Consider the following 18470-nt stretch of genomic DNA (forward strand, 5'->3'; position numbering starts at 1 on the left):
GTACGCGAGCCACGCTGATGCTCGCGGCAAGTGCGATTCACTCGTGCCATCACGGCGCGCACGGTGGCCGCTGCCTGTCACCGCGAACCCCGGGGGCGTACGCCCGGGCGTGCCGTATGCCCCTTCTTACCGATCCACGGAGAACCACCCATGTCCACCCTGGTTTCGCTCCGCAACATCACCAAGACCTACCAGCGCGGCCCCGAGAAAGTGCAGGTGCTGCACGGCATCGACCTGGACATCCAGTCCGGCGATTTCGTCGCGTTGATGGGCCCGTCCGGCTCGGGCAAGACCACCCTGCTGAACCTGATCGGCGGGTTGGATACGCCCACGGGCGGTGAGATCGAGATCGAAGGCGAGCGCATCGACCGCATGAGCGGCGGCCAGCTCTCGACCTGGCGCAGCCACCACGTCGGCTTCGTGTTCCAGTTCTACAACCTGATGCCGATGCTGACCGCGCAGAAGAACGTGGAGCTGCCGCTGCTGCTCACGCACCTGGGCGCAGCGCAGCGCAAGCGCAATGCCGAGATCGCGCTGACCCTGGTCGGCCTGGCCGACCGCCGCAGCCACCGCCCCAACGAACTGTCCGGTGGCCAGCAGCAGCGCGTGGCGATCGCCCGCGCGATCGTCTCCGACCCGACCTTCCTGATCTGCGATGAGCCCACCGGCGACCTGGACCGCCAGTCCGCCGAGGAGATCCTGGGGCTGCTGCAGCAGCTCAACCGCGAACACGGCAAGACCATCATCATGGTCACCCATGATCCCAAGGCCGCCGAGTACGCCACGCACACGGTGCACCTGGACAAGGGCGAACTGGCCGACGCGCCAGCGGCTCACTGACGGAGGATGCGGCGATGAAATATTTCTCGCTGGTCTGGGCACAGCTGTTCCGCAGCAAGACCCGCACCCTGCTGACGTTGCTGTCGGTGGTGGCGGCCTTCCTGCTGTTCGGCATGCTCGATTCAGTCCGCGTGGCATTCAACTCAGGCGGTGACACCATCGAAGGCGCCAAGCGGCTGGTGGTCTCCTCCAAGCTGTCGATCACCCAGAGTCTGCCCTTGCGGCTGCTGCGCGATATCGAAGCCACCCCGGGCGTGCGCAAGGTGAACTACGCCATGTGGTTCGGCGGCATCTACCAGGATCAGAAGAACTTCTTCCCGAGCTTCTCGGTCTCGGACAACTACATGGACCTGTATCCGGAGTTCGAGCTGGCGCCCGAGCAGGCCGAGGCGTTCAAGAACACCCGCACCGGTGCGCTGGTCGGTGAAGCCTTGGCCAAGCGTTTCGGCTGGAAGGTGGGCGACACCATTCCGATGCAGGCCACGATCTTCCCGCGCAAGGGCAGCAACGACTGGCCGCTGGAACTGAGCGGCATCTACCGGGCCAAGGACCGCAACAACGCCGGTGCGGAGAATCAGCTGCTGCTGCACTGGAGCTACTTCGATGAATCCAACGATTACATCAAGAACCAGGTCAGCTTCTATACCGTGCAGCTGGAGAACCCCGCGCACGCCTCGCGCGTGGCCCAGGCGATCGATGCGCTGTCGCTGAACTCCGATCACGAAACCAAGTCGCAGACCGAGGCTTCGTTCTCACAGGCCTTCGCCAAGCAGTTCGCCGATATCGGCCTGATCGTCACCGGCATCATGGCCGCGGTGTTCTTCACCCTGGTGCTGCTGACCGGCAACACCATGGCCCAGGCCGTGCGCGAGCGCATCCCGGAGCTGGCGATCCTCAAGACACTCGGCTTCAAGGACGGCACCGTGCTGGTGCTGGTGATGGTCGAGTCGGTGCTGCTGATCGTGCTCGGCGGGCTGATCGGCATGGGCCTGGCCTCGATCGTGATGCCGGTGATCAGCGCCAGCAGCCAGGGCATGATCAGCCTGCCCGGCGTACCGGCACAGACGTGGGTGGTTGCGCTGTGCCTGATGGCGGTGATCGGAATCGTGGTGGGCCTGCTGCCGGCGTTGCGCGCGCAGCGGTTGAAGATTGTCGATGCACTGGCCGGCCGCTGAGGAGACCCCATGAAAACGCACTGGATGTGGAATGTGTTGACCGTCGTGGCGCTGCTGGTCGCCCTGGTGGTGTGGATCGTGCTGCCATGGTGGATGGTGCTGGCGATCGCCGTGCTGCTGGCCGCCTGGCTGGTCCTGACGCGCAGCGGCCGGTTGTCACTCGCCGCCGCGCGTATCGGCATCGCCAGCCTGCCACAGCGGTGGGGTGCCTCCTCGGTGATCGTGGTGGGCATCGCCGGCGTGGTCGGCGTGCTGGTGGCGATGCTGGCCATGGGCGACGGTTTCAAAGCCACCCTGGAGCGCAGCGGCAGCGATGACGTGGCGATCGTGCTGCGCGGCGGCTCACAGGCGGAAACCAACTCGGTGATCATGCGCGACCAGGTCCCGCTGATCGAGAACCTGCCCGGCGTGGCCCGCGGAAGCGATGGCAAGCCGCTGATCTCCGCCGAGCTGTCGCAGGTGATCAGCCTGCTCTCGCGCAGCGACCACAGCGATACCAACGTGCAGTTCCGTGGCGTCGGCGAGCAGGCGTGGGCAGTGCGCGACAACGTGCGCATCATCGCGGGCCGCAAGTTCAAACCCGGGCTGCGCGAGATCGTGGTCGGCAAGGGCGCGCAGGCGCAGTTCGAGGGCCTGGAGATCGGCAAGACCCTGCAACTGGGCAAGCAGGAATGGACCGTGGTGGGCGTGTTCGCCTCCAATGATGTGCACGAGTCGGAGCTGTGGTCGGACACGCAGACGTTGTCCACCACCTACAACCGCAGTGCGTATCAGTCGGTCAATGTGCGCACCGAGGGGGCGGCGGGCTTCCAGCAGTTCAAGGACGCCATGGAGGCCGACCCGCGCCTGAAACTGGACGTGGAGACCACCCGCGACTACTACCGCAAGCAGTCCGGCGGCCTGAGCAAGCTGATCAGCATCCTGGGCACGGTGATCGGCGCGATCATGGCGATCGGCGCGGTGTTCGGTGCGCTCAACACCATGTACGCCGCCGTGGCCACCCGTGCGCGCGAGATCGCGACGATGCGGGCGATCGGCTTCCGCGGCGTGCCGGTGGTGACCGCGGTGATGCTGGAGACGATGCTGCTGGCGTTGCTCGGCGGCCTGCTCGGTGGATTGGTGGCGTGGCTGGTGTTCAACAACTACACGGTCTCCACGCTGGGCAACAACTTCAGCCAGGTCGTGTTCCAGTTCCAGGTATCGCCACAGCTGTTGTGGACGGGCCTGAAGTGGGCACTCGGCATCGGTCTGGTGGGCGGCCTGTTCCCGGCGTTGCGTGCCGCACGTCTGCCGATCACCACGGCGTTGCGCGAGACCTGAGCGACACGTTTGAACAACGCGCGTGCGCGTGACCGCGCACGCGAAATAGCAAGCCAGGAACCGCACTTGCAAGAGTGCGGTTCTTTTTTTGCCTGCCGTATTCACTGCGCGTTTAGTTGTCGCACGAACACGTCGTTGCGCGGCTGTACGCACGCTGCGACGCGATGTCGCACGCGCTCAAGTTGCCGCGAACCTCGCCGCTATCGGTGCCTCTGCCCGACACAGCGCGACGTTTTTTCCTGCGCAGCATGGCGAGGTGAAAAAGGTTTCCTCTGAATGGGTGTTTTTGTCAGCGACCATTCATTTACAGCGCTTTTTACGCTTTCAAATGAAAGTAAAAATGTTCAAAAGTCATTAGACTCCCGCCCCCCACGTCGTGGTGTGTTGTTCCCCACGCCGCCCGAACGGGCGAATGTTTTTACAGAGAAAGAGAAACGCACGGATGTATTTGAAGACCAATCCGCTGCGCAACGCGATCGCCATCGCGCTTGTCGCCAGCTGCAGTGCCCCCGCCTTCGCACAGAGTGCCGATGACGGCACCACCAACCTCGATCGCATCGAAATCACCGGCTCGCGCATCCGCCAGGCCAGCGTCGAATCGGCCCAGCCGGTCGTCGCGCTGAACCGCGCCGAGATCGAGAAGAAGGGCTACGTCAACGTCGCCGATATCCTGCAGGACGTCACCGCCGCCGGTTCGCCGAGCATGAGCCGTGCCTCCTCGCTGGAATCGGGTCGCGACTTCGGCGGCATGTACGTCAGCCTTCGCAACCTGGGCCCGGAACGCAGCCTGGTGCTGATCGACGGCCGCCGCATGGGCGTCAGCGCCGGCGGTTACTCCGATCTGGCCTCGATCCCGTCCTCGATCGTGGAGCGCGTGGAAGTACTGACCGACGGTGCCTCGGCCCTGTACGGCTCGGACGCCATTGCCGGCGTGGTCAACATCATCACCCGCAAGAACTTCGACGGTGCCGAAGTCAGCGCCTACGTCGGCCAGTACAGCGAAGGCGACGGCCAGAAGACCGCCTACAGCGCGACCTTCGGCAAGACCTTCGACCGCGGCTGGGTCACCGTGGGTGGCGAGTACACCGACGAAGATCCGGTCCTGGGCGGCACGCGTGCGTTCACCGCGTACCCGAACGGCCCGCGCCACACAGGCGACGGCCTGAGCGGCGTCACCCCGTGGGGCTATGCGACCGTCAACGGCAGCAACCTCAGCGTGGGCCCGGGCGGCGATCCCACCCAGCTGGGCAACTTCAAGCCGGCCGACAGGGCCAACGACGCCAACACCAAGACCAACATGAGCCTGCTCACCGGTCTGCAGCGCAAGTCGGTGTTCGCCAACGGTGGCTTCTCGATCACCGATGACCTGCGCCTGCTCGCCGATGCGCTGTACAGCGAGCGCGAGTCGAGCAAGCAGCTGGCTGGCTACCCGTACCAGAGCACCGGTTCGCGTGCACTGCTGTCCAAGGACAGCGCGTTCAATCCGTTCGGCCGCGATGTGGCCTTCGCGCACCGCACCGAAGAGCTGCCGCGCGGCACCGAGAACAACCTGACCACCAAGCGCGCCAGCCTGGGCCTGGAAGGCAGCTTCGACACCGGTTCGCGGTACTGGGACTGGAACGTCAGCTACATGTACAACCGCAATGAAGGCGAGCGCATCGGCACGGGCAGCATGTACCAGCCGAACGTGAACCAGTCGGTTGGCCCGTCGTTCCTGGATGCCAACAACGTCGCCCATTGTGGCAGCGTCGGCAACGTGATCGCCGGCTGCACCCCGTGGAATCCGCTGGCCCCGATGGGCTACACCGGCCCGGGCTCGCTGAGCAACCAGGACGTGCAGGACTTCCTGTTCACCCGCTTCACCGACACGATACAGAGCACCACCAAGGTGGCCAGCGCGAACATCTCCGGCTCGCTGTTCAGCCTCCCGGCCGGTGACATCCTGGGCGCACTGGGTGTCGAACACCGCAGCGAAGAAGCCAGCTACTCGCCGGACCTGATGGTCCGCAACGGCCAGATCGCCGGCACCACCGGCCAGCCGACCCAGGGCGACTACTCGCTCAACGAGGTCTACCTGGAACTGCAGGTCCCGCTGCTGGCCGACATGGCCTTCGCGCGTGAGCTGTCGCTGGACATGGCCGGTCGTTATTCGGACTACAACAACTTCGGCTCGACCACGAACACCAAGTTCGGCCTGAAGTGGAAGCCGATCGACAGCCTGCTGGTGCGCGCCACCTACGGCACCGGCTTCCGTGCGCCGACCGTGGAAGATCTGTACGGCGGCACCACCAGCACGCGCGATTCGTACACCGATCCGTGCGACACCAACTTCGGTGCGGCTGCCAACAACCCGCAGGTGCTGGCACGCTGCCTGGCCAACGGTGTCCCGGCCAACTTCCGCCAGCTCGCCGCTGACGGCACTACCGCAACGGTGCCGGGCCAGCAGGGTGGCACGGACTTCAGCTCGGGCTCCAATCCGGAACTGAAGCCGGAAACCGCGAAGACCTGGACCGTGGGCGTGGTCTACAGCCCGGAGTTCGTCTCGGGCCTGGACCTGAGCCTGGACTGGTGGAAGATCCGCATCAACGACGTGATCGTCGGTGAGTCGGCCACGGACATGCTCAACCAGTGCTACGTGCTGGGTGTGGACGCTGCGTGCGACCGCTTCACGCGCGCCCGTTCGGGCCGCACGATCGGTCAGGTCAACGGTCTGGACCGCACGCTGTTGAACGCGGGCTACCAGGAAACGGCCGGCTATGACCTCTCGGTGCGTTACCGTCTGCCGGAGCTGGCGATCGGCAAGTTCGCGGTCTCCTGGAATACCACGTACGTGGATTACCTGGAGCGCAAGAACGATAACGTCGACACCACGCCGGTACGTCAGTACACGGGTTGGGAAGGCAACTTCCGCGTGCGTTCGAACGTCAATGTGGATTATCAGTTCGGCAACTTCGGCCTCGGCTGGACGGCGCGTTACTACTCCAGCATGAAGGAGAACTGTGCGTACACGACCGAGTGCAGCAATCCGGGCTTCAGTTCGGCGTACACGGGCCGCCAGGGCATCAACAAGGTGGGTTCGAACACGTTCCACGATATCCAGGTGCGTTATGTGCTGCCGTGGAATGGCACGGTGTCGATGGGCGTGAACAATGTGTTCGACCATCAGGGTCCGATCATGTACAGCCAGCCGAACAGCAGTTTCACGTACTACGGTGGGTTCGATATCGGCCGTTACATGTACATGAAGTATCAGCAGCGTTTCTGATCGGGTTCGCCTGATCATCCTTTTCTGATCTGCGGCTTACTCTCTCCAAGCCGCCGAGTGGAAGTGAGACGGCGCCTTCGGGCGCCGTCTTTTTTTTGGTTCTGCAGTTTTGGAGTGATGACTTCTAGAGCGACTGCCTTTAGAGCGACGCTTCTAGAGCAACAGCCTTCAGAGCAGCAGCTTTCAGAGCAACAGCCTCTAGTGTTGGACTCGCCCTGGCTTGGGCGGGCACGGGTGGGTTGCCGGGACCCGCTGCAAGTACGTCCATGTAAGCTCGTATGCCGCCATCCATGGCGGCATACGGTCCCGCCAACCCACCCGTGCCCTCCCTCTGACAATGGGCTGGTGCGCAACGGAAATGCGGCACTCCGGCTGCGGCTTTTGATCTACTCGCTTTTGATCTGCGCGGCTTTGATCTGCTCAGCATTGATCCGCCCAGCTTGATGGGCTCAGCGTTGCTTTGCTCCGCCTCACAGACTCCGCTCCAGTTCGCTCGACCTGCTTGGCTGCGCTCCGTCTTGGCTGCGCTTCGACCGGCGATGCTTCCACCGGATCAATACGCTCGGCGCTGCAGCAATGGCGCCGCGGCGCCGTGCCGCCTTTCGCTTTGGCCTTGGCCTTGACCTTGGCCACCAGCCCACTGTCGGAGGCGGGGTGTGGGTGGGTGCGCGGGACCATATGCCGCCATGGATGGCGGCATATGAGCCCCCATGGATGGGTTCACGGCGGGTCCCGCGCACCCACCCACACCCCGCCTGGCCACGCAGCCCAGCAAACCAGGGCTCAAGCTTTCAAGCTTTCAGCGCTTCACCGCACCACCCGCTCGCGACCGCCACACACCGTCGCCGATGAACAGCAGCAGCCCGGTCCAGATCGCCGCGAAGCCCACCGCCTTGGCCGTATCGAACGGCTCGCGGAAAAAGAACACACCCAACAGCAACCCGATACTCGGCGCGATGTACTGCAGAATCCCGACAAGCGACAACGGAATCCGCTTCACCCCGTATGCAAACCCGATCAACGGCAACGCCGTCACCGCACCGCCGAAAATCAACAACGCATCGTTGCGCCAGCCCCAACCACTGAAGAACCCCCCGCCGTGCCCGCTCTCGCTCCACAGCGCAAACCCGATCGCCGGCAGGAACAGATACAGACTTTCCACGCCAAGCCCCGCCACCGGGTCCACCGAAATCATCTTGCGCAGCAGCCCGTACAGCCCGAACGAACAGGCCAGCCCCAGCGCGATCCACGGCGGCGTTCCGGCATCGAAAGTCAGCCATCCCACACCCAGGGCCGCGCAGCCCACGGCGAGCCACTGCAGGCGGCGCAGGCGCTCTTTGAGCACCACCACACCGAGTACCACGCTGACCAGCGGATTGATGAAGTAGCCCAGGCTGGTCTCGATCACATGCCCGGCGTTGATCGCCCAGATGTACAGGCCCCAGTTGAACGCGATCGCCACGCTGCTCAGCGCCAGCGTCGGCAGCGCGCGGGGCTGGGCCGCGATCGCCTTCCACCAGCCCAGGCCGTTGCTCAGCAGCAGCCAGGCCACCACCAGCACCGTGCTCCAGATGATGCGGTGCGCGATGATCTGCTGCGACGGCACGGCCTTGAGCAGGTGCCAGTAGACCGGCACCAGACCCCACAGGGTGAAAGTGAAGGCGGTGATCGCCAAGCCGCGGCGCTGCTCCTGCAGGCTGTGTTGTGCAGACAGGCTCACTTCGTGCGCGTCCGGGCCAGGGTCAGCACCACCACGCCGGCCAGGATCACCGCCATCGCGAGGAAGTCGCGGCCGCCAAAATGCTCGTTGCCGATGATCACGCCCAGGATCACGGCGATCACCGGATTGACGTAGGCATAGCTGGCCACCAGGGCCGGGCGCACGTTGTGCAGCAGCCACACGTACGCGGTGAAGGCGACGATCGAGCCGAACACGCACAGGTAGGCCACCGCGAGCAGCCCATTCATGGTGGGCCAGGTGGTCGGGCGTTCGCCGCTGAGCAGGCCCAGTACGATCAGCATCGCGCCGCCGCAGAGCATTTGCCCGGCAGCGGTCATGAAGGGGCTCGGCAGATCCAGTCCGCGCGCCCAGATCGAGCCGAATGCCCAGCCGATCGGGGCGATCAGCAGCAGGATCAGGCCCTGCGGTGAGGCGGTCAGGCTGCTGCCGGCGTTGAGCCAGACCACGCCGAGGAAGCCGATCGCGATGCCGAGCCACTCGCCGCGGCTGGCGTTCTGCCCGCGCATCGCGCTGAACAGGGCCATCCACAGCGGCACCGAGGCCACGGCGGTGGCCGCCAGTCCCGATGACACCGTGCGCTCGGCCAGCACCACCATGCCATTGCCCAGTACCAGCATGGTCAGGCCCATGATCGCCAGGTTGCGCCACTGGCGTCGGGTCGGCGCAGGCGAGCCGCGCCAGCGCAGCACGGCGTACATGAGCGAGCCGGCAATGATGAAGCGGCCCCCGGAGACCATCGTCAGCGGCAGTGCGCCACCTTCCAGCGCCAGCCGGATCCCGAGATAGGTGGACCCCCAGACCACGTACACCAGCAGCAGCGCCAGGACGACCAGGCCGCTGCGGGGAGCGGCCGACGGGGATTCGGGTAGGACGGCCATGGGCCACCACGGTGCGGGGGAACACGAATTCTAGGCCGTTGCCGATGGCGCGGCACGCGTCGAGGTGGCACGCTGTTTTCATCAGGCCGCATCGTGATGCCTGACACGCACTGGTTTTTGACGTGCGGTAAGGTAACAAGAGCAATCAACGCTTCCCCGCCAGGACCCCCTACCCTGTATGAGTACATCCGTCCCCGCCACCGCGGCACCTTCCGACCGGGCCGCCCTGCGGCGTTCCATCTCCAATACCCTCAAAGGCTCGGCCGGCAATCTGGTCGAGTGGTATGACGTCTACGTCTACTCGGTCTTCGCGGTCTACTTCGAATCCCAGTTCTTCTCGGCCGCCGACAAGAATTCCACCATGTACGTGTGGGCGATCTTCGCCGCCACCTTCCTGATGCGCCCGATCGGTGCGTGGTACTTCGGCCGCTTCGCCGACCGCTACGGCCGCCGCCTGGCCCTGACGGTGTCGGTCACGATGATGGCCGCCTGTTCGTTCCTGATCGCGATCACCCCCACCGCATCGCAGATCGGCATCTGGGCGGCGGTGATCCTGTTGTTCGCGCGCCTGCTGCAGGGCTTCGCCACCGGTGGCGAGTACGGCACCAGCGCCACGTACATGTCCGAAGCCGCCATTCCCGGGCGCCGCGGCTTCCTGTCCTCGTTCCATTACGTCACCCTTGTTGGTGGCCATGTGCTCGCACAGCTGACCCTGCTGTGCATGCTGACCTTCTGGGACAAGCCGGAAATCTCCGCGTGGGGCTGGCGCGTGGCGTTCGGCATCGGCGGCATCGGTGCGATCGTGGTGTTCTGGCTGCGCCGGACCATGGATGAATCGCTGCAGTCCGATTCCATCGAAGCTGCACGCGATGGCCGTGCCAAGGCCTCCGGCTCGATGCGTGAGCTGTTCGTCAACCAGTGGCGTCCGCTGCTGCTGTGCTTCCTGATCACCGCCGGCGGCACCGTCGCGTTCTACACCTACTCGGTGAACGGGCCGAAGATGATCCAGAGCGCGTTCGCGGGCAATGACGTCATGACCGGCACGCTCATCAACCTCGGCGTGCTGACCTTCCTGATGGTGCTGCAGCCGATCGGCGGCTGGCTGTCGGACATGGTCGGGCGCAAGAGCCTGCTGGTCTTCTTCGGGATCGGCGGCGTGCTGTACAGCTGGTACCTGATCACCGAGCTGCCCAACCAGCATGATCCGTTCATGGCCTTCCTGGTGCTGGGCATCGGCTTCGTCATCCTGACCGGCTACACCTCGATCAACGCGGTCGTCAAAGCCGAGTTGTTCCCGACCCATGTGCGCGCATTGGGCGTGGGCTTCGGCTATGCGATGGCCAACTCGCTGTTCGGCGGTACCGCGCCGCTGCTGTACCAGGGCGCGCTGAAGACCGGCCAGGTGAACCTGTTCGCGGTATACGTCACGGCGATCATCGCGGTCTCGCTGGTGGTCTACATGTTCTTCCTGACCAACAAGGGCCCGAACTGGCTCGATGGCACCCGCAAGTAAGCGCCACACCGCCTGCCCCGCGACCACGCGGGGCGGGCTGACGCTGGCAATGCTGGTGCTTCCGGCGTTTGCCCAGGCCAGCACCTCTGCTCATGCCACCAGCGCCCCTGCGGGGGCTGTATTGCTATGGGTGGCGGCCCTGCTGGCCACAGGCACGACGCTGGTGTGGGTGCTGCGCCGGCCACCGGCACAGGCCCGCTGGCCGCGGACCGGTTTCGGCCTGGCCCTGCTGGCGGTGATGGGCGCACTGGCGCTGCAACTGGCGGCCGACCTCGGCAGCGGGCACAGCGCGCTGCAACTTCGCTTCGGCCGGCAGGTCGCGACGGCCGCAGCGCAGCCGATGGCGTTCGGCGGGATGATCGTGTGTTACCTGGCCGCGCTCGCGGCCAGTGGCTGGGGCGCCTGGCGCCTGCTGCGGCGGCGCTGAGCGCCGCCGACGGCTCGCCTCAACGGCGCGCCGATTCGCTCTTCTCGCGCTCGGCGCGGAACTCCGAGCCTTCTTCCCACTGCGGCCAGCGACGGCTGTTGGCCAGCTCCGCGCCAAGGTCGTAGACCAGCAGGGTATCGGCGGCGTGGCCGCTCGGATCCCAGCTCGGGGTCCAGGCATCGCAGGCCTGGTGGTAGCAGGCGGCGAAGTACGCATCGCGCAGTTCACGGCCCTTTTCGACCCCACCCTCCCGCATGTCCAGCCCCGGCCCGATGGTGATCGCCGGCACGCCGAGACGGGCAAAGGCGAAGTGGTCGGCGCGGTAGAAGAAGCCCGCTTCCAGATTCGGATCCGGCGAGTAGGTGCGGCCGCGTGCCTTGGCCACGCGCTCCAGGTCGCCTTCCAGCGAGACCCGGCCCTTGCCCCATGAGGCAATGTCGCGGGTCGGGCCGTCCGGGCTGAACATCTCGATGTTCAACACGGCAGCGGTCTTGTCCAGCGGGGCGAGCGGGTGCGCGGCGTAATAGCTGGCGCCGAGCAGGCCCTTTTCTTCGGCGGTCAGCGCCACGAAATAGAGTGTGCGCTGCGGCTGCGGGCCGGCGGCGAAGACGCGGCCCAGCTCCAGCACGGTAGCCACGCCGGTGGCGTTGTCGATCGCACCGCGACGGATGCGGTCACCCTTGGCATCGGGCTGGCCGATACCGAAGGCATCCCAATGCGCGGAGAAGATCACCGCTTCATCGGCGTGCGCGCCGCCCGGCAGCTTGGCCACCACGTTGCGGGTGATCACCTGCTCGCGCTTGAGCTTGAAGTCCACCGAAAGCTGCGCATCGCCCAGGGCCACCGGCTTGAAGGCCGGGGTCATCGCACGGCGCTTCTCGGCCTCGAAATCCAGGCCCGCATCGCGGAACAGCTGCTCGGCCAGGCTGCGCTGCATCCAGCCACGCACCGGCACGTGCTGGGCCAGGGCCTGCTCGCGGGTGCGCTCGATATCAAACAGCGGCGAGGTGCCCGAGCTCTTCACCGTCGCCCAGCCATACGCCGCCGGCGCGGTCTCATGCACGATCAGCACGCCCTGCGCACCGCGGCGCGCGGCTTCTTCGAACTTGTAGGTCCAACGGCCGTAGTACGTCACCGCCTTGCCATCAAACGCACCCGGCTGGTCGGCCTCGAAATCGGCATCGTTGATCAGCACCACGGCGATCTTGCCGTGCAGGTCGACGTCCTTGTAATCGTTCCAGTGGCGCTCGGGCGCATCGATGCCGTAGCCCACGAACACCAGCGGGGCGTTCTTGATCGCCACCGCATCCTGCGGACGCAGGCTCTGCAGGGTCACGTCCTCGCCATTGGCCAGCGCGCGCAGCTTGCCCTTCTGGCGCAGCTGCGCACGCACCGGGCCATCAACCTGTGCGCGCACCATCGGCACCGGCTGCACCCAACCGCCATCAACGCCGCCGGGCTGCAGGCCGTACTTCTTGAACTCTTCGATCAGGTACTGGACCGTACGCTCTTCGCCGGGTGTGGCCGGGGCGCGGCCTTCGAACTCGTCCGAGGCGAGGATGCGTACGTGCCGCGACAGGGCCTGCGGGTCGATGCCGCCGCCGGGCAGGTCATTGGCGGCGTGGGCCAGGCCGCCCACGAACAGGCAGGACGACAGCAGCAGCATGCGCATCGGATTCACGGCAGACACCAGGACGGAAAACAGGACACCGGAGTGTAACGTGACACCCGCATGACCGTGCACTAGCGGCGGTCGCGATCCAGCCAGCAAGCCAGGCCCTGGGCGTTGAGCTCGATGTCCATCGTCAGCACCCGGGTCACCGCTTCATCATCGAGCGGGCAGCCGTGGGCCTGCGCGCGTTCCAGGTAAAGCGCGGTCAGCGCCGCCACCAGACAGCGATGCCGATCCGGCCGACCGTCGCATTGGCGGCCGATCTCGACCATGGCATCGATCTGCTCGACCAGATCGGCCGCCAGTTTCCGCGGCGGTGCCACGCGCCCGTAGTGGGTCAGATACATGGCCTGCGGATCGTAGGCCAGCATTTTGGCGATCGATTGCTTCAGCGGCTCGGGATCGAACTGGACCGGCGAAGAGGTCGGCACGATGAAGGCGCCCTGCGTGCTGTCCAGCTCGCGGTAGGACAGCCCGAAGGTGTCACCGGTGAACCAGCTGCGGCTGCGCGCATCCCATACGCATAGATGGTGACGCGCGTGCCCGGGCGTATCCACGCACAGCAGCGGGCGGCCGGCCAGATCCACGATGTGCCCATCTTCAGCGATCACGACCCGGTCGGCGGCGACCGCCAGGATCGGCCCATAGCTGCGCGCGATTTCCGCTTCGCCATAGACCTCGGTGGCACCGGCGATCAGCCGGGTCGGATCAACCATGTGCGGCGCGCCGCGCGGATGCACGACCAGGGTGGCGTTGGGCAACTGCTGCATCAGCAGGCCGGCACCGCCGGCATGATCCAGGTGCACATGGGTCAGGATCAGCCAGTCGACCTGTTCCGGCGTGCAGCCGGCGCGCGTCAGCGCGGCGAGCATCGCTGGCACGGCCAGGCCGGTGCCGCAATCGATGAAGGCCGCCCGGCCGTTCTCGACGATCAGGTAGGCGGCGTCGAAATCATCGCGCTGGAACGCGGTGTCGATCGTATGAATGCTGGGGTCGACGTGCATCACCACCTCCCTGGCGCGAAACGCCCCCATCTTACGTCGATCAGTGCAGCGGCTTCGATGCGGCTTTGGTCGCAGTGGCGGCCAGCAGCGGCCCACGCAGCAGCACGGCGGCCACCATCACCGCCAGGAACGCACCGTACGCGTACAGCACCGCGAGCACTTGTCGCCAGATGGGTCCGGCATCGTTCTGGACCACGCCGATGTGATGGCCCCACAGCATCGCCAGGATGCTCAGCACGAAGGCCAGCACCAGCGCGACGCCATCAAACAGGCGCCGCGCGGTGCTACGCGGCTGGCGGGGAAACAGCCAGTACAGCGTGCCCAGCAGCACGAACCAGGGCAGGAACAACAACAACGACAACCAGGCCATCGCAGTCTCCCGTACAGGAACACGCCCCTGCGGCGTGCACGGGCATCATGCCATAGCCTGGTTGTCGGCCAGCGGCGGGTGTTACTCGCGCAGTGCCTGCAATGCGGCCAGCACGACATCCACCTCGGCCTCGAGCTTGAACAATTCGCTCTGCAGTCCGTCGCCATGCTCGGTCTGCTTGAGCACGCCGATCAGCTGGCCGGCATCGCGCGGCGAATCGAAGCCTTCGCTCTGGATCAGCGGTGTGCCGTCACCGGCCTGCAGCTTGAAGTAGAAGCGGCCATCCTTTTCGCGGTACTGCTTGAACAGCGGCGGTGCTGCGCGTGCGGCCCCGCCTTCCTCGCTGGCCACATCACCGGCGGTGGAGAGATCGCGCAGGCCGACGGCATGGCGCAGTTCCTTGAGCAGCGGCACCGCGAACTGCTCGCGCAGCTGCTGGCCACGTCGGCGCAGCAGCGCCTCGATCTTCTCCGGCTCGGCCATCAGCGCGTCATAGCGCTCGCGCAGCGGGGTGATCTCGCTGTCGATGCGCTCGAACAGCTGCTGCTTGGCATCGCCCCAGCTGATGCCGTCGGCGAACGCCTGCGCGAACGCGGCCGTCTGCGCCGGCGTGGCGAACGCCTGGTACATCTGGAACAGGGCCGAACCCTCGGTGCTCTTCGGCTCGCCCGGTGCACGCGAATCGGTGAGGATCGAGAACACCAGCTTCTTCAATTCCGCACGCGGCGCGAACAATGGAATGGTGTTGTGGTAGCTCTTGCTCATCTTGCGGCCATCCAGCCCGGCCAGCGTGGCGACCTGCTCATCGATCACCACCTCCGGCAGCGGGAAGAATTCCTGGCCGTAGACGTGGTTGAAGCGCTGCGCGAAATCGCGCGCCATTTCGATGTGCTGGATCTGGTCGCGACCGACCGGCACGCGGTTGGCCTTGAAGATCAGGATGTCGGCAGCCATCAGCACCGGGTACATGAACAGCCCCGCGCTGACCCCGGCGTCGTCATCCAGCTGCTCCTCGCGGTTCTTGTCCACAGCAGCCTTGTAGGCATGCGCGCGGTTGAGGATGCCCTTGCTGGCGATCACGGTCAGGAACCACATCAGCTCGGTGGTTTCCGGGATGTCGCTCTGCCGGTAGAACCACACCTTGTCCGGATCCAGCCCGCACGCCAGCCAACTTGCCGCGATCTCCAGCGTGGAGCGCTGGGTGCGCTCGGGCTCCTGCGCCTTGATCAGGCTGTGCAGGTCGGCCAGGAAGAAGAAGCTCTCGATGTCCGAGGCCTGGCTGGCGGCGATCGCCGGGCGGATGGCGCCGACATAGTTGCCCAGATGGGGCGTGCCGGAGGGGGTGATGCCGGTAAGAACGCGGGTCGTCATGGGGGAATCAGTGCTGACAAGTGAACCGCCCCAGTTTACCTGCCCGCGCTCAACCCCGTTGGCCGGGGCCGTGCGTTTGATACTGCACCTGCCCTGCGGAGCCTTGCCATGAAGCGTCTGATCCTGCCCCTGCTGGCCGTGCTGGCCCTGTGCGGCTTCAAACCCGGGCTCCCGCTGCGCTACGACACCGGTCCGGTCCACCTGACAGTGATCGACCGCGACAGCGGCAAGGCCCTGACCCAGTATCGCCAGGGCCCGCAGCGCTGGGTGGCCGGGCAACAGGGCCACCGCTACAGCGTGCGCCTGCGCAACGGCAGCGCCGAACGCGTGCTGGTGGTGCTCTCGGTGGATGGGCTCAATGCCATCAGCGGCGAAGTGGCCGCACCCGGCCAGACCGGCTACGTCCTCAACCCCTGGCAGACCACCGACATCCATGGCTGGCGCAAGTCCTCGGACGAGGTCGCCCAGTTCGTGTTCACCGATCCGGATCGCAGCTATGCGGGCCGCACCGGGCGCCCGGACAACATCGGCGTGATCGGCGTGGCGGTGTTCCACGAGGCCGGGCGCGTCTCCGTGGCCGTCGCGCCGGCGGCCGCGGACTCTGCCGATGCCAAGGCCCGCCCGCAGGCGCGCTCCTCTTCGCTGGAGAGTGTCCGTGTCACCGGTTCCGCCGCCCCCGCCCCGCAGCTGGGCACCGGGCATGGCGAGCGTGAGACATCGCGCGTGCGCAACACCTCCTTCGAACGCGACACCCCGTACCCGGCGCAGCAGGTGCAGGTCCGCTATGACAGCGAGCGCAATCTGATCGCGCGCGGGATCATTCCGCGGCCGCCGGCGCCCGCCCGCAATGAACCGCAGGCGTTCCCCAACCGCTACGTGCCCGACCCGCCGCCGCTGCGCGGCGAGCATTGAGCGCCGCCGATACCGGGCAGGACACATGAAAAAACGGGCCGCTCTCGCGGCCCGTTCCGGTTTCAACCCCCGACGGCTGATCCGTCGTACTGGATCACCACTCAGTGGTAATCCGGATAATCCTTGCGCATGGCCGCTTCGAAGTCGCGGACTTCGGTTTCAGCACGGTCACGTGCCCAGCCATAGCGTTCCTGCAGGCGCCCTGCCAAGTACTCGGCATTGCCTTCAGCCACCTTGAAATCGTCGTCGGTCAGGTCGCCCCACTTGGCCTGCGCCTTGCCCTTGAGCTGCGTCCACTTGCCGGAAATGATGTCTTTGTTCATGGGTTCGCATCCTTGATTGCAACGGCCATCTCGCCGTGGGACCAGAATGCGGCAGTGCACGTTGGCATACGGTCAACCAGCGATGAAACACGCGCTCACGAGCTTGAATGGATTCACTACAGCATGGAGCCACACGGTGATCGCGCGGTTATCTCGCGCGCATGAAAAAGGCCGGGAATCCCCGGCCTTTTCCGTTGACTGCTGATCCGCGGATCAGTTGCCCTTGGCAGCGTCTTCGACCGTTTCACCGGCCTTCTGCACATCCTTGCCGGCACCAGCAACGGTGTTGCAGCCGGACAGCATGGCGACCGAGAACATCGACAACAGCATCAGTGCGATAACACGCTTCATAGGGTTCTCCTGGTTGATCAAATTCACTACCGGTATCCGGTCCCGCCTGTCAGATGAGCACGCCAGCGCAACTCCTCTTCCTGACCTGCAGCGCCGCAGGTTCAACCACACGGCGCCGCGTGACGTGCAATCTGGCTGGAGAGGCGTGCAGCGGATGTGAATGCAGGAAAGCACGGTTCAGCCAGGCGCTCTCAATCGCGCATCAGGGTCGATTTCCCGAACAGGCTTTCGACCAGATCGACGGCCAGTTCTGCGGTCGCATTGCGGTTGTCCAGCAGCGGATTCAGCTCGACGATGTCCAGCGAGCCCATGCGTCCGGTGTCGGCGATCATCTCCATCACCAGCTGCGCTTCGCGGTAATTGACCCCGCCCGGCACCGTGGTGCCGACGCCGGGTGCAATGCTCGGATCCAGGAAATCCACGTCGAAGCTGACGTGCAGGTGCGTGTTGGCGTCGATGCCGGCCAGCGCTGCCTCCATCGTGCGCTTCATGCCGGCTTCGTCGATATAGCGCATGTCGTAGACATCCACCTGGTGCTGCTTGATCAGGCGCTTTTCTTCCTGGTCCACCGAGCGGATGCCGATCTGGTGCACCTGCTGCGGACGGATCGCGGGCGCATCGCCACCCAGCCGGGTCAACGCATCCGGGCCCAGCCCGCACAGGCAGGCCACCGGCATGCCGTGGACGTTGCCCGACGGCGTCACCTCGCTGGTGTTGAAATCCGAATGCGCATCCAGCCAGAGCACGCGCAGGTCCTTGCCCTGTTCGCGGCACCAGCGCGCGACCGCGGTGATCGAACCGATCCCGAGGCAGTGGTCACCCCCAAGCATGATCGGCATGCGCCCGGCCTGCAGCTCGGCGTAGGTCGCGTCCATCAGTGCGCGGTTCCAGGCCACTACCTCGTCCAGATGGCGGTAGCCCTGCACCGGTGCCGTCCACGGGTTGCGTGGACCGTCCAGGTTGCCGAGGTCGCGCACGTCCACGCCGCGCGCGGTGAGCGCATCACCCAGGCCGGCGATGCGCAGGGCGTCCGGTCCCAGACCCGCACCACGGTGGCCCGCACCAACATCGGTGGGCACACCAATCAGGGAAACCGGGGAATACATCGCCATCGCTGTTGCCTCCATTGCAAAGAGGACCAGCATAGCCAGCGCGGGGGGATAGGACTCGCGGCGCTGCAGCAGTCGTTGCCGACCTGGGATCAAATGGTGCCGGCACCCGGATTCGAACTGGGGACCTACCGCTTACAAGGCGGTTGCTCTACCAACTGAGCTATGCCGGCATGGGCATCGCGGCGGGATGACCCGT

At 65.6% G+C, this 18470-nt stretch carries 16 protein-coding genes and 1 tRNA gene; 7 read left to right on the forward strand and 10 right to left on the reverse strand.

The window, feature by feature from the left end:
• Window positions 1-150 precede the first annotated feature (150 nt).
• The 4 genes from ABE464_RS07915 to ABE464_RS07930 all read left to right on the forward strand — a co-directional run bounded on the left by ABE464_RS07915 (window position 151) and on the right by ABE464_RS07930 (window position 6600).
• Window positions 151-840 (forward strand): ABC transporter ATP-binding protein, encoded by a 690-nt coding sequence (locus ABE464_RS07915; protein WP_176990924.1) that lies wholly within the window; start codon window positions 151-153, stop codon window positions 838-840.
• 14 nt (window positions 841-854) lie between these two features.
• Complete coding sequence (locus ABE464_RS07920) at window positions 855-2015, forward strand: FtsX-like permease family protein (RefSeq protein WP_346471499.1); 1161 nt, start codon at window positions 855-857, stop codon at window positions 2013-2015.
• A gap of 9 nt (window positions 2016-2024) precedes the next feature.
• Entirely contained in the window at window positions 2025-3335 is a 1311-nt protein-coding gene (locus ABE464_RS07925) for an ABC transporter permease (protein WP_346471500.1), read from the forward strand.
• A gap of 442 nt (window positions 3336-3777) precedes the next feature.
• On the forward strand, window positions 3778-6600 hold the full coding sequence (locus tag ABE464_RS07930) for a TonB-dependent receptor (protein ID WP_346471501.1): 2823 nt from the start codon (window positions 3778-3780) through the stop codon (window positions 6598-6600).
• Between the two features lie 799 nt (window positions 6601-7399).
• Here the strand turns inward: ABE464_RS07930 and rarD are convergent.
• Window positions 7400-8320: an EamA family transporter RarD gene (gene rarD / locus ABE464_RS07935; protein WP_346471502.1), complete on the reverse strand. Its 921-nt coding sequence runs from the start codon at window positions 8318-8320 to the stop codon at window positions 7400-7402.
• Window positions 8317-9219 (reverse strand): drug/metabolite exporter YedA, encoded by a 903-nt coding sequence (yedA, locus tag ABE464_RS07940; protein WP_346471503.1) that lies wholly within the window; start codon window positions 9217-9219, stop codon window positions 8317-8319. The genes rarD and yedA overlap by 4 nt, the downstream gene beginning before the upstream one ends.
• A gap of 178 nt (window positions 9220-9397) precedes the next feature.
• On the opposite strand from yedA, the gene ABE464_RS07945 reads away from it, so the two are divergent.
• Window positions 9398-10732, forward strand: coding sequence for an MFS transporter (locus ABE464_RS07945; protein ID WP_123731145.1), 1335 nt, complete (start codon window positions 9398-9400; stop codon window positions 10730-10732).
• Entirely contained in the window at window positions 10716-11159 is a 444-nt protein-coding gene (locus tag ABE464_RS07950; protein ID WP_346471504.1) for a hypothetical protein, read from the forward strand. Before ABE464_RS07945 ends, ABE464_RS07950 begins: the two co-directional genes overlap by 17 nt.
• Window positions 11160-11178: 19 nt before the next feature.
• Here the strand turns inward: ABE464_RS07950 and ABE464_RS07955 are convergent, their stop codons facing one another.
• From ABE464_RS07955 to ABE464_RS07970, 4 genes are all read right to left on the reverse strand, one after another.
• The gene (locus ABE464_RS07955; RefSeq protein ID WP_346471720.1) at window positions 11179-12831 is read right to left on the reverse strand and encodes a M28 family metallopeptidase; all 1653 of its coding nucleotides are present in this window, start codon (window positions 12829-12831) and stop codon (window positions 11179-11181) included.
• A gap of 71 nt (window positions 12832-12902) precedes the next feature.
• On the reverse strand, window positions 12903-13835 hold the full coding sequence (locus tag ABE464_RS07960) for an MBL fold metallo-hydrolase (protein WP_346471505.1): 933 nt from the start codon (window positions 13833-13835) through the stop codon (window positions 12903-12905).
• 40 nt (window positions 13836-13875) lie between these two features.
• Complete coding sequence (locus ABE464_RS07965) at window positions 13876-14205, reverse strand: hypothetical protein (protein WP_346471506.1); 330 nt, start codon at window positions 14203-14205, stop codon at window positions 13876-13878.
• An 81-nt stretch (window positions 14206-14286) separates the two neighbouring features.
• Complete coding sequence (locus tag ABE464_RS07970) at window positions 14287-15576, reverse strand: tryptophan--tRNA ligase (protein ID WP_346471507.1); 1290 nt, start codon at window positions 15574-15576, stop codon at window positions 14287-14289.
• A 108-nt stretch (window positions 15577-15684) separates the two neighbouring features.
• On the opposite strand from ABE464_RS07970, the gene ABE464_RS07975 reads away from it, so the two are divergent.
• On the forward strand, window positions 15685-16488 hold the full coding sequence (locus ABE464_RS07975; RefSeq protein WP_346471508.1) for a hypothetical protein: 804 nt from the start codon (window positions 15685-15687) through the stop codon (window positions 16486-16488).
• Between the two features lie 101 nt (window positions 16489-16589).
• Here ABE464_RS07975 and ABE464_RS07980 read toward each other — a convergent pair whose 3' ends face one another.
• The 4 genes from ABE464_RS07980 to ABE464_RS07995 form a co-directional block, all read right to left on the reverse strand.
• Complete coding sequence (locus tag ABE464_RS07980; RefSeq protein WP_019185523.1) at window positions 16590-16811, reverse strand: CsbD family protein; 222 nt, start codon at window positions 16809-16811, stop codon at window positions 16590-16592.
• Window positions 16812-17024: 213 nt separating this feature from the next.
• Window positions 17025-17162 (reverse strand): entericidin A/B family lipoprotein, encoded by a 138-nt coding sequence (locus tag ABE464_RS07985; RefSeq protein WP_137191860.1) that lies wholly within the window; start codon window positions 17160-17162, stop codon window positions 17025-17027.
• 191 nt (window positions 17163-17353) lie between these two features.
• Window positions 17354-18274, reverse strand: coding sequence for an arginase (gene rocF, locus ABE464_RS07990; RefSeq protein ID WP_346471509.1), 921 nt, complete (start codon window positions 18272-18274; stop codon window positions 17354-17356).
• Window positions 18275-18368: 94 nt separating this feature from the next.
• A tRNA-Thr gene (locus ABE464_RS07995) sits at window positions 18369-18444 on the reverse strand.
• Window positions 18445-18470: the final 26 nt, after the last annotated feature.

The sequence above is a fragment of the Stenotrophomonas sp. TWI587 genome (assembly GCF_039674145.1).
GTDB classification, from domain to species: Bacteria; Pseudomonadota; Gammaproteobacteria; order Xanthomonadales; family Xanthomonadaceae; genus Stenotrophomonas; species Stenotrophomonas maltophilia_AY.

Coding starts and splice junctions, on each gene's coding strand:
- ABE464_RS07915 (WP_176990924.1), top strand. CDS start 151: ATGTCCACCCTGGTTTCGCTCCGCAACATCACCAAGACCTACCAGCGC.
- ABE464_RS07920 (WP_346471499.1), top strand. CDS start 855: ATGAAATATTTCTCGCTGGTCTGGGCACAGCTGTTCCGCAGCAAGACC.
- ABE464_RS07925 (WP_346471500.1), top strand. CDS start 2,025: ATGAAAACGCACTGGATGTGGAATGTGTTGACCGTCGTGGCGCTGCTG.
- ABE464_RS07930 (WP_346471501.1), top strand. CDS start 3,778: ATGTATTTGAAGACCAATCCGCTGCGCAACGCGATCGCCATCGCGCTT.
- yedA (WP_346471503.1), bottom strand. CDS start 9,219: ATGGCCGTCCTACCCGAATCCCCGTCGGCCGCTCCCCGCAGCGGCCTG.
- ABE464_RS07945 (WP_123731145.1), top strand. CDS start 9,398: ATGAGTACATCCGTCCCCGCCACCGCGGCACCTTCCGACCGGGCCGCC.
- ABE464_RS07950 (WP_346471504.1), top strand. CDS start 10,716: ATGGCACCCGCAAGTAAGCGCCACACCGCCTGCCCCGCGACCACGCGG.
- ABE464_RS07955 (WP_346471720.1), bottom strand. CDS start 12,831: ATGCGCATGCTGCTGCTGTCGTCCTGCCTGTTCGTGGGCGGCCTGGCC.
- ABE464_RS07960 (WP_346471505.1), bottom strand. CDS start 13,835: ATGCACGTCGACCCCAGCATTCATACGATCGACACCGCGTTCCAGCGC.
- ABE464_RS07965 (WP_346471506.1), bottom strand. CDS start 14,205: ATGGCCTGGTTGTCGTTGTTGTTGTTCCTGCCCTGGTTCGTGCTGCTG.
- ABE464_RS07970 (WP_346471507.1), bottom strand. CDS start 15,576: ATGACGACCCGCGTTCTTACCGGCATCACCCCCTCCGGCACGCCCCAT.
- ABE464_RS07975 (WP_346471508.1), top strand. CDS start 15,685: ATGAAGCGTCTGATCCTGCCCCTGCTGGCCGTGCTGGCCCTGTGCGGC.
- ABE464_RS07980 (WP_019185523.1), bottom strand. CDS start 16,811: ATGAACAAAGACATCATTTCCGGCAAGTGGACGCAGCTCAAGGGCAAG.
- ABE464_RS07985 (WP_137191860.1), bottom strand. CDS start 17,162: ATGAAGCGTGTTATCGCACTGATGCTGTTGTCGATGTTCTCGGTCGCC.
- rocF (WP_346471509.1), bottom strand. CDS start 18,274: ATGGCGATGTATTCCCCGGTTTCCCTGATTGGTGTGCCCACCGATGTT.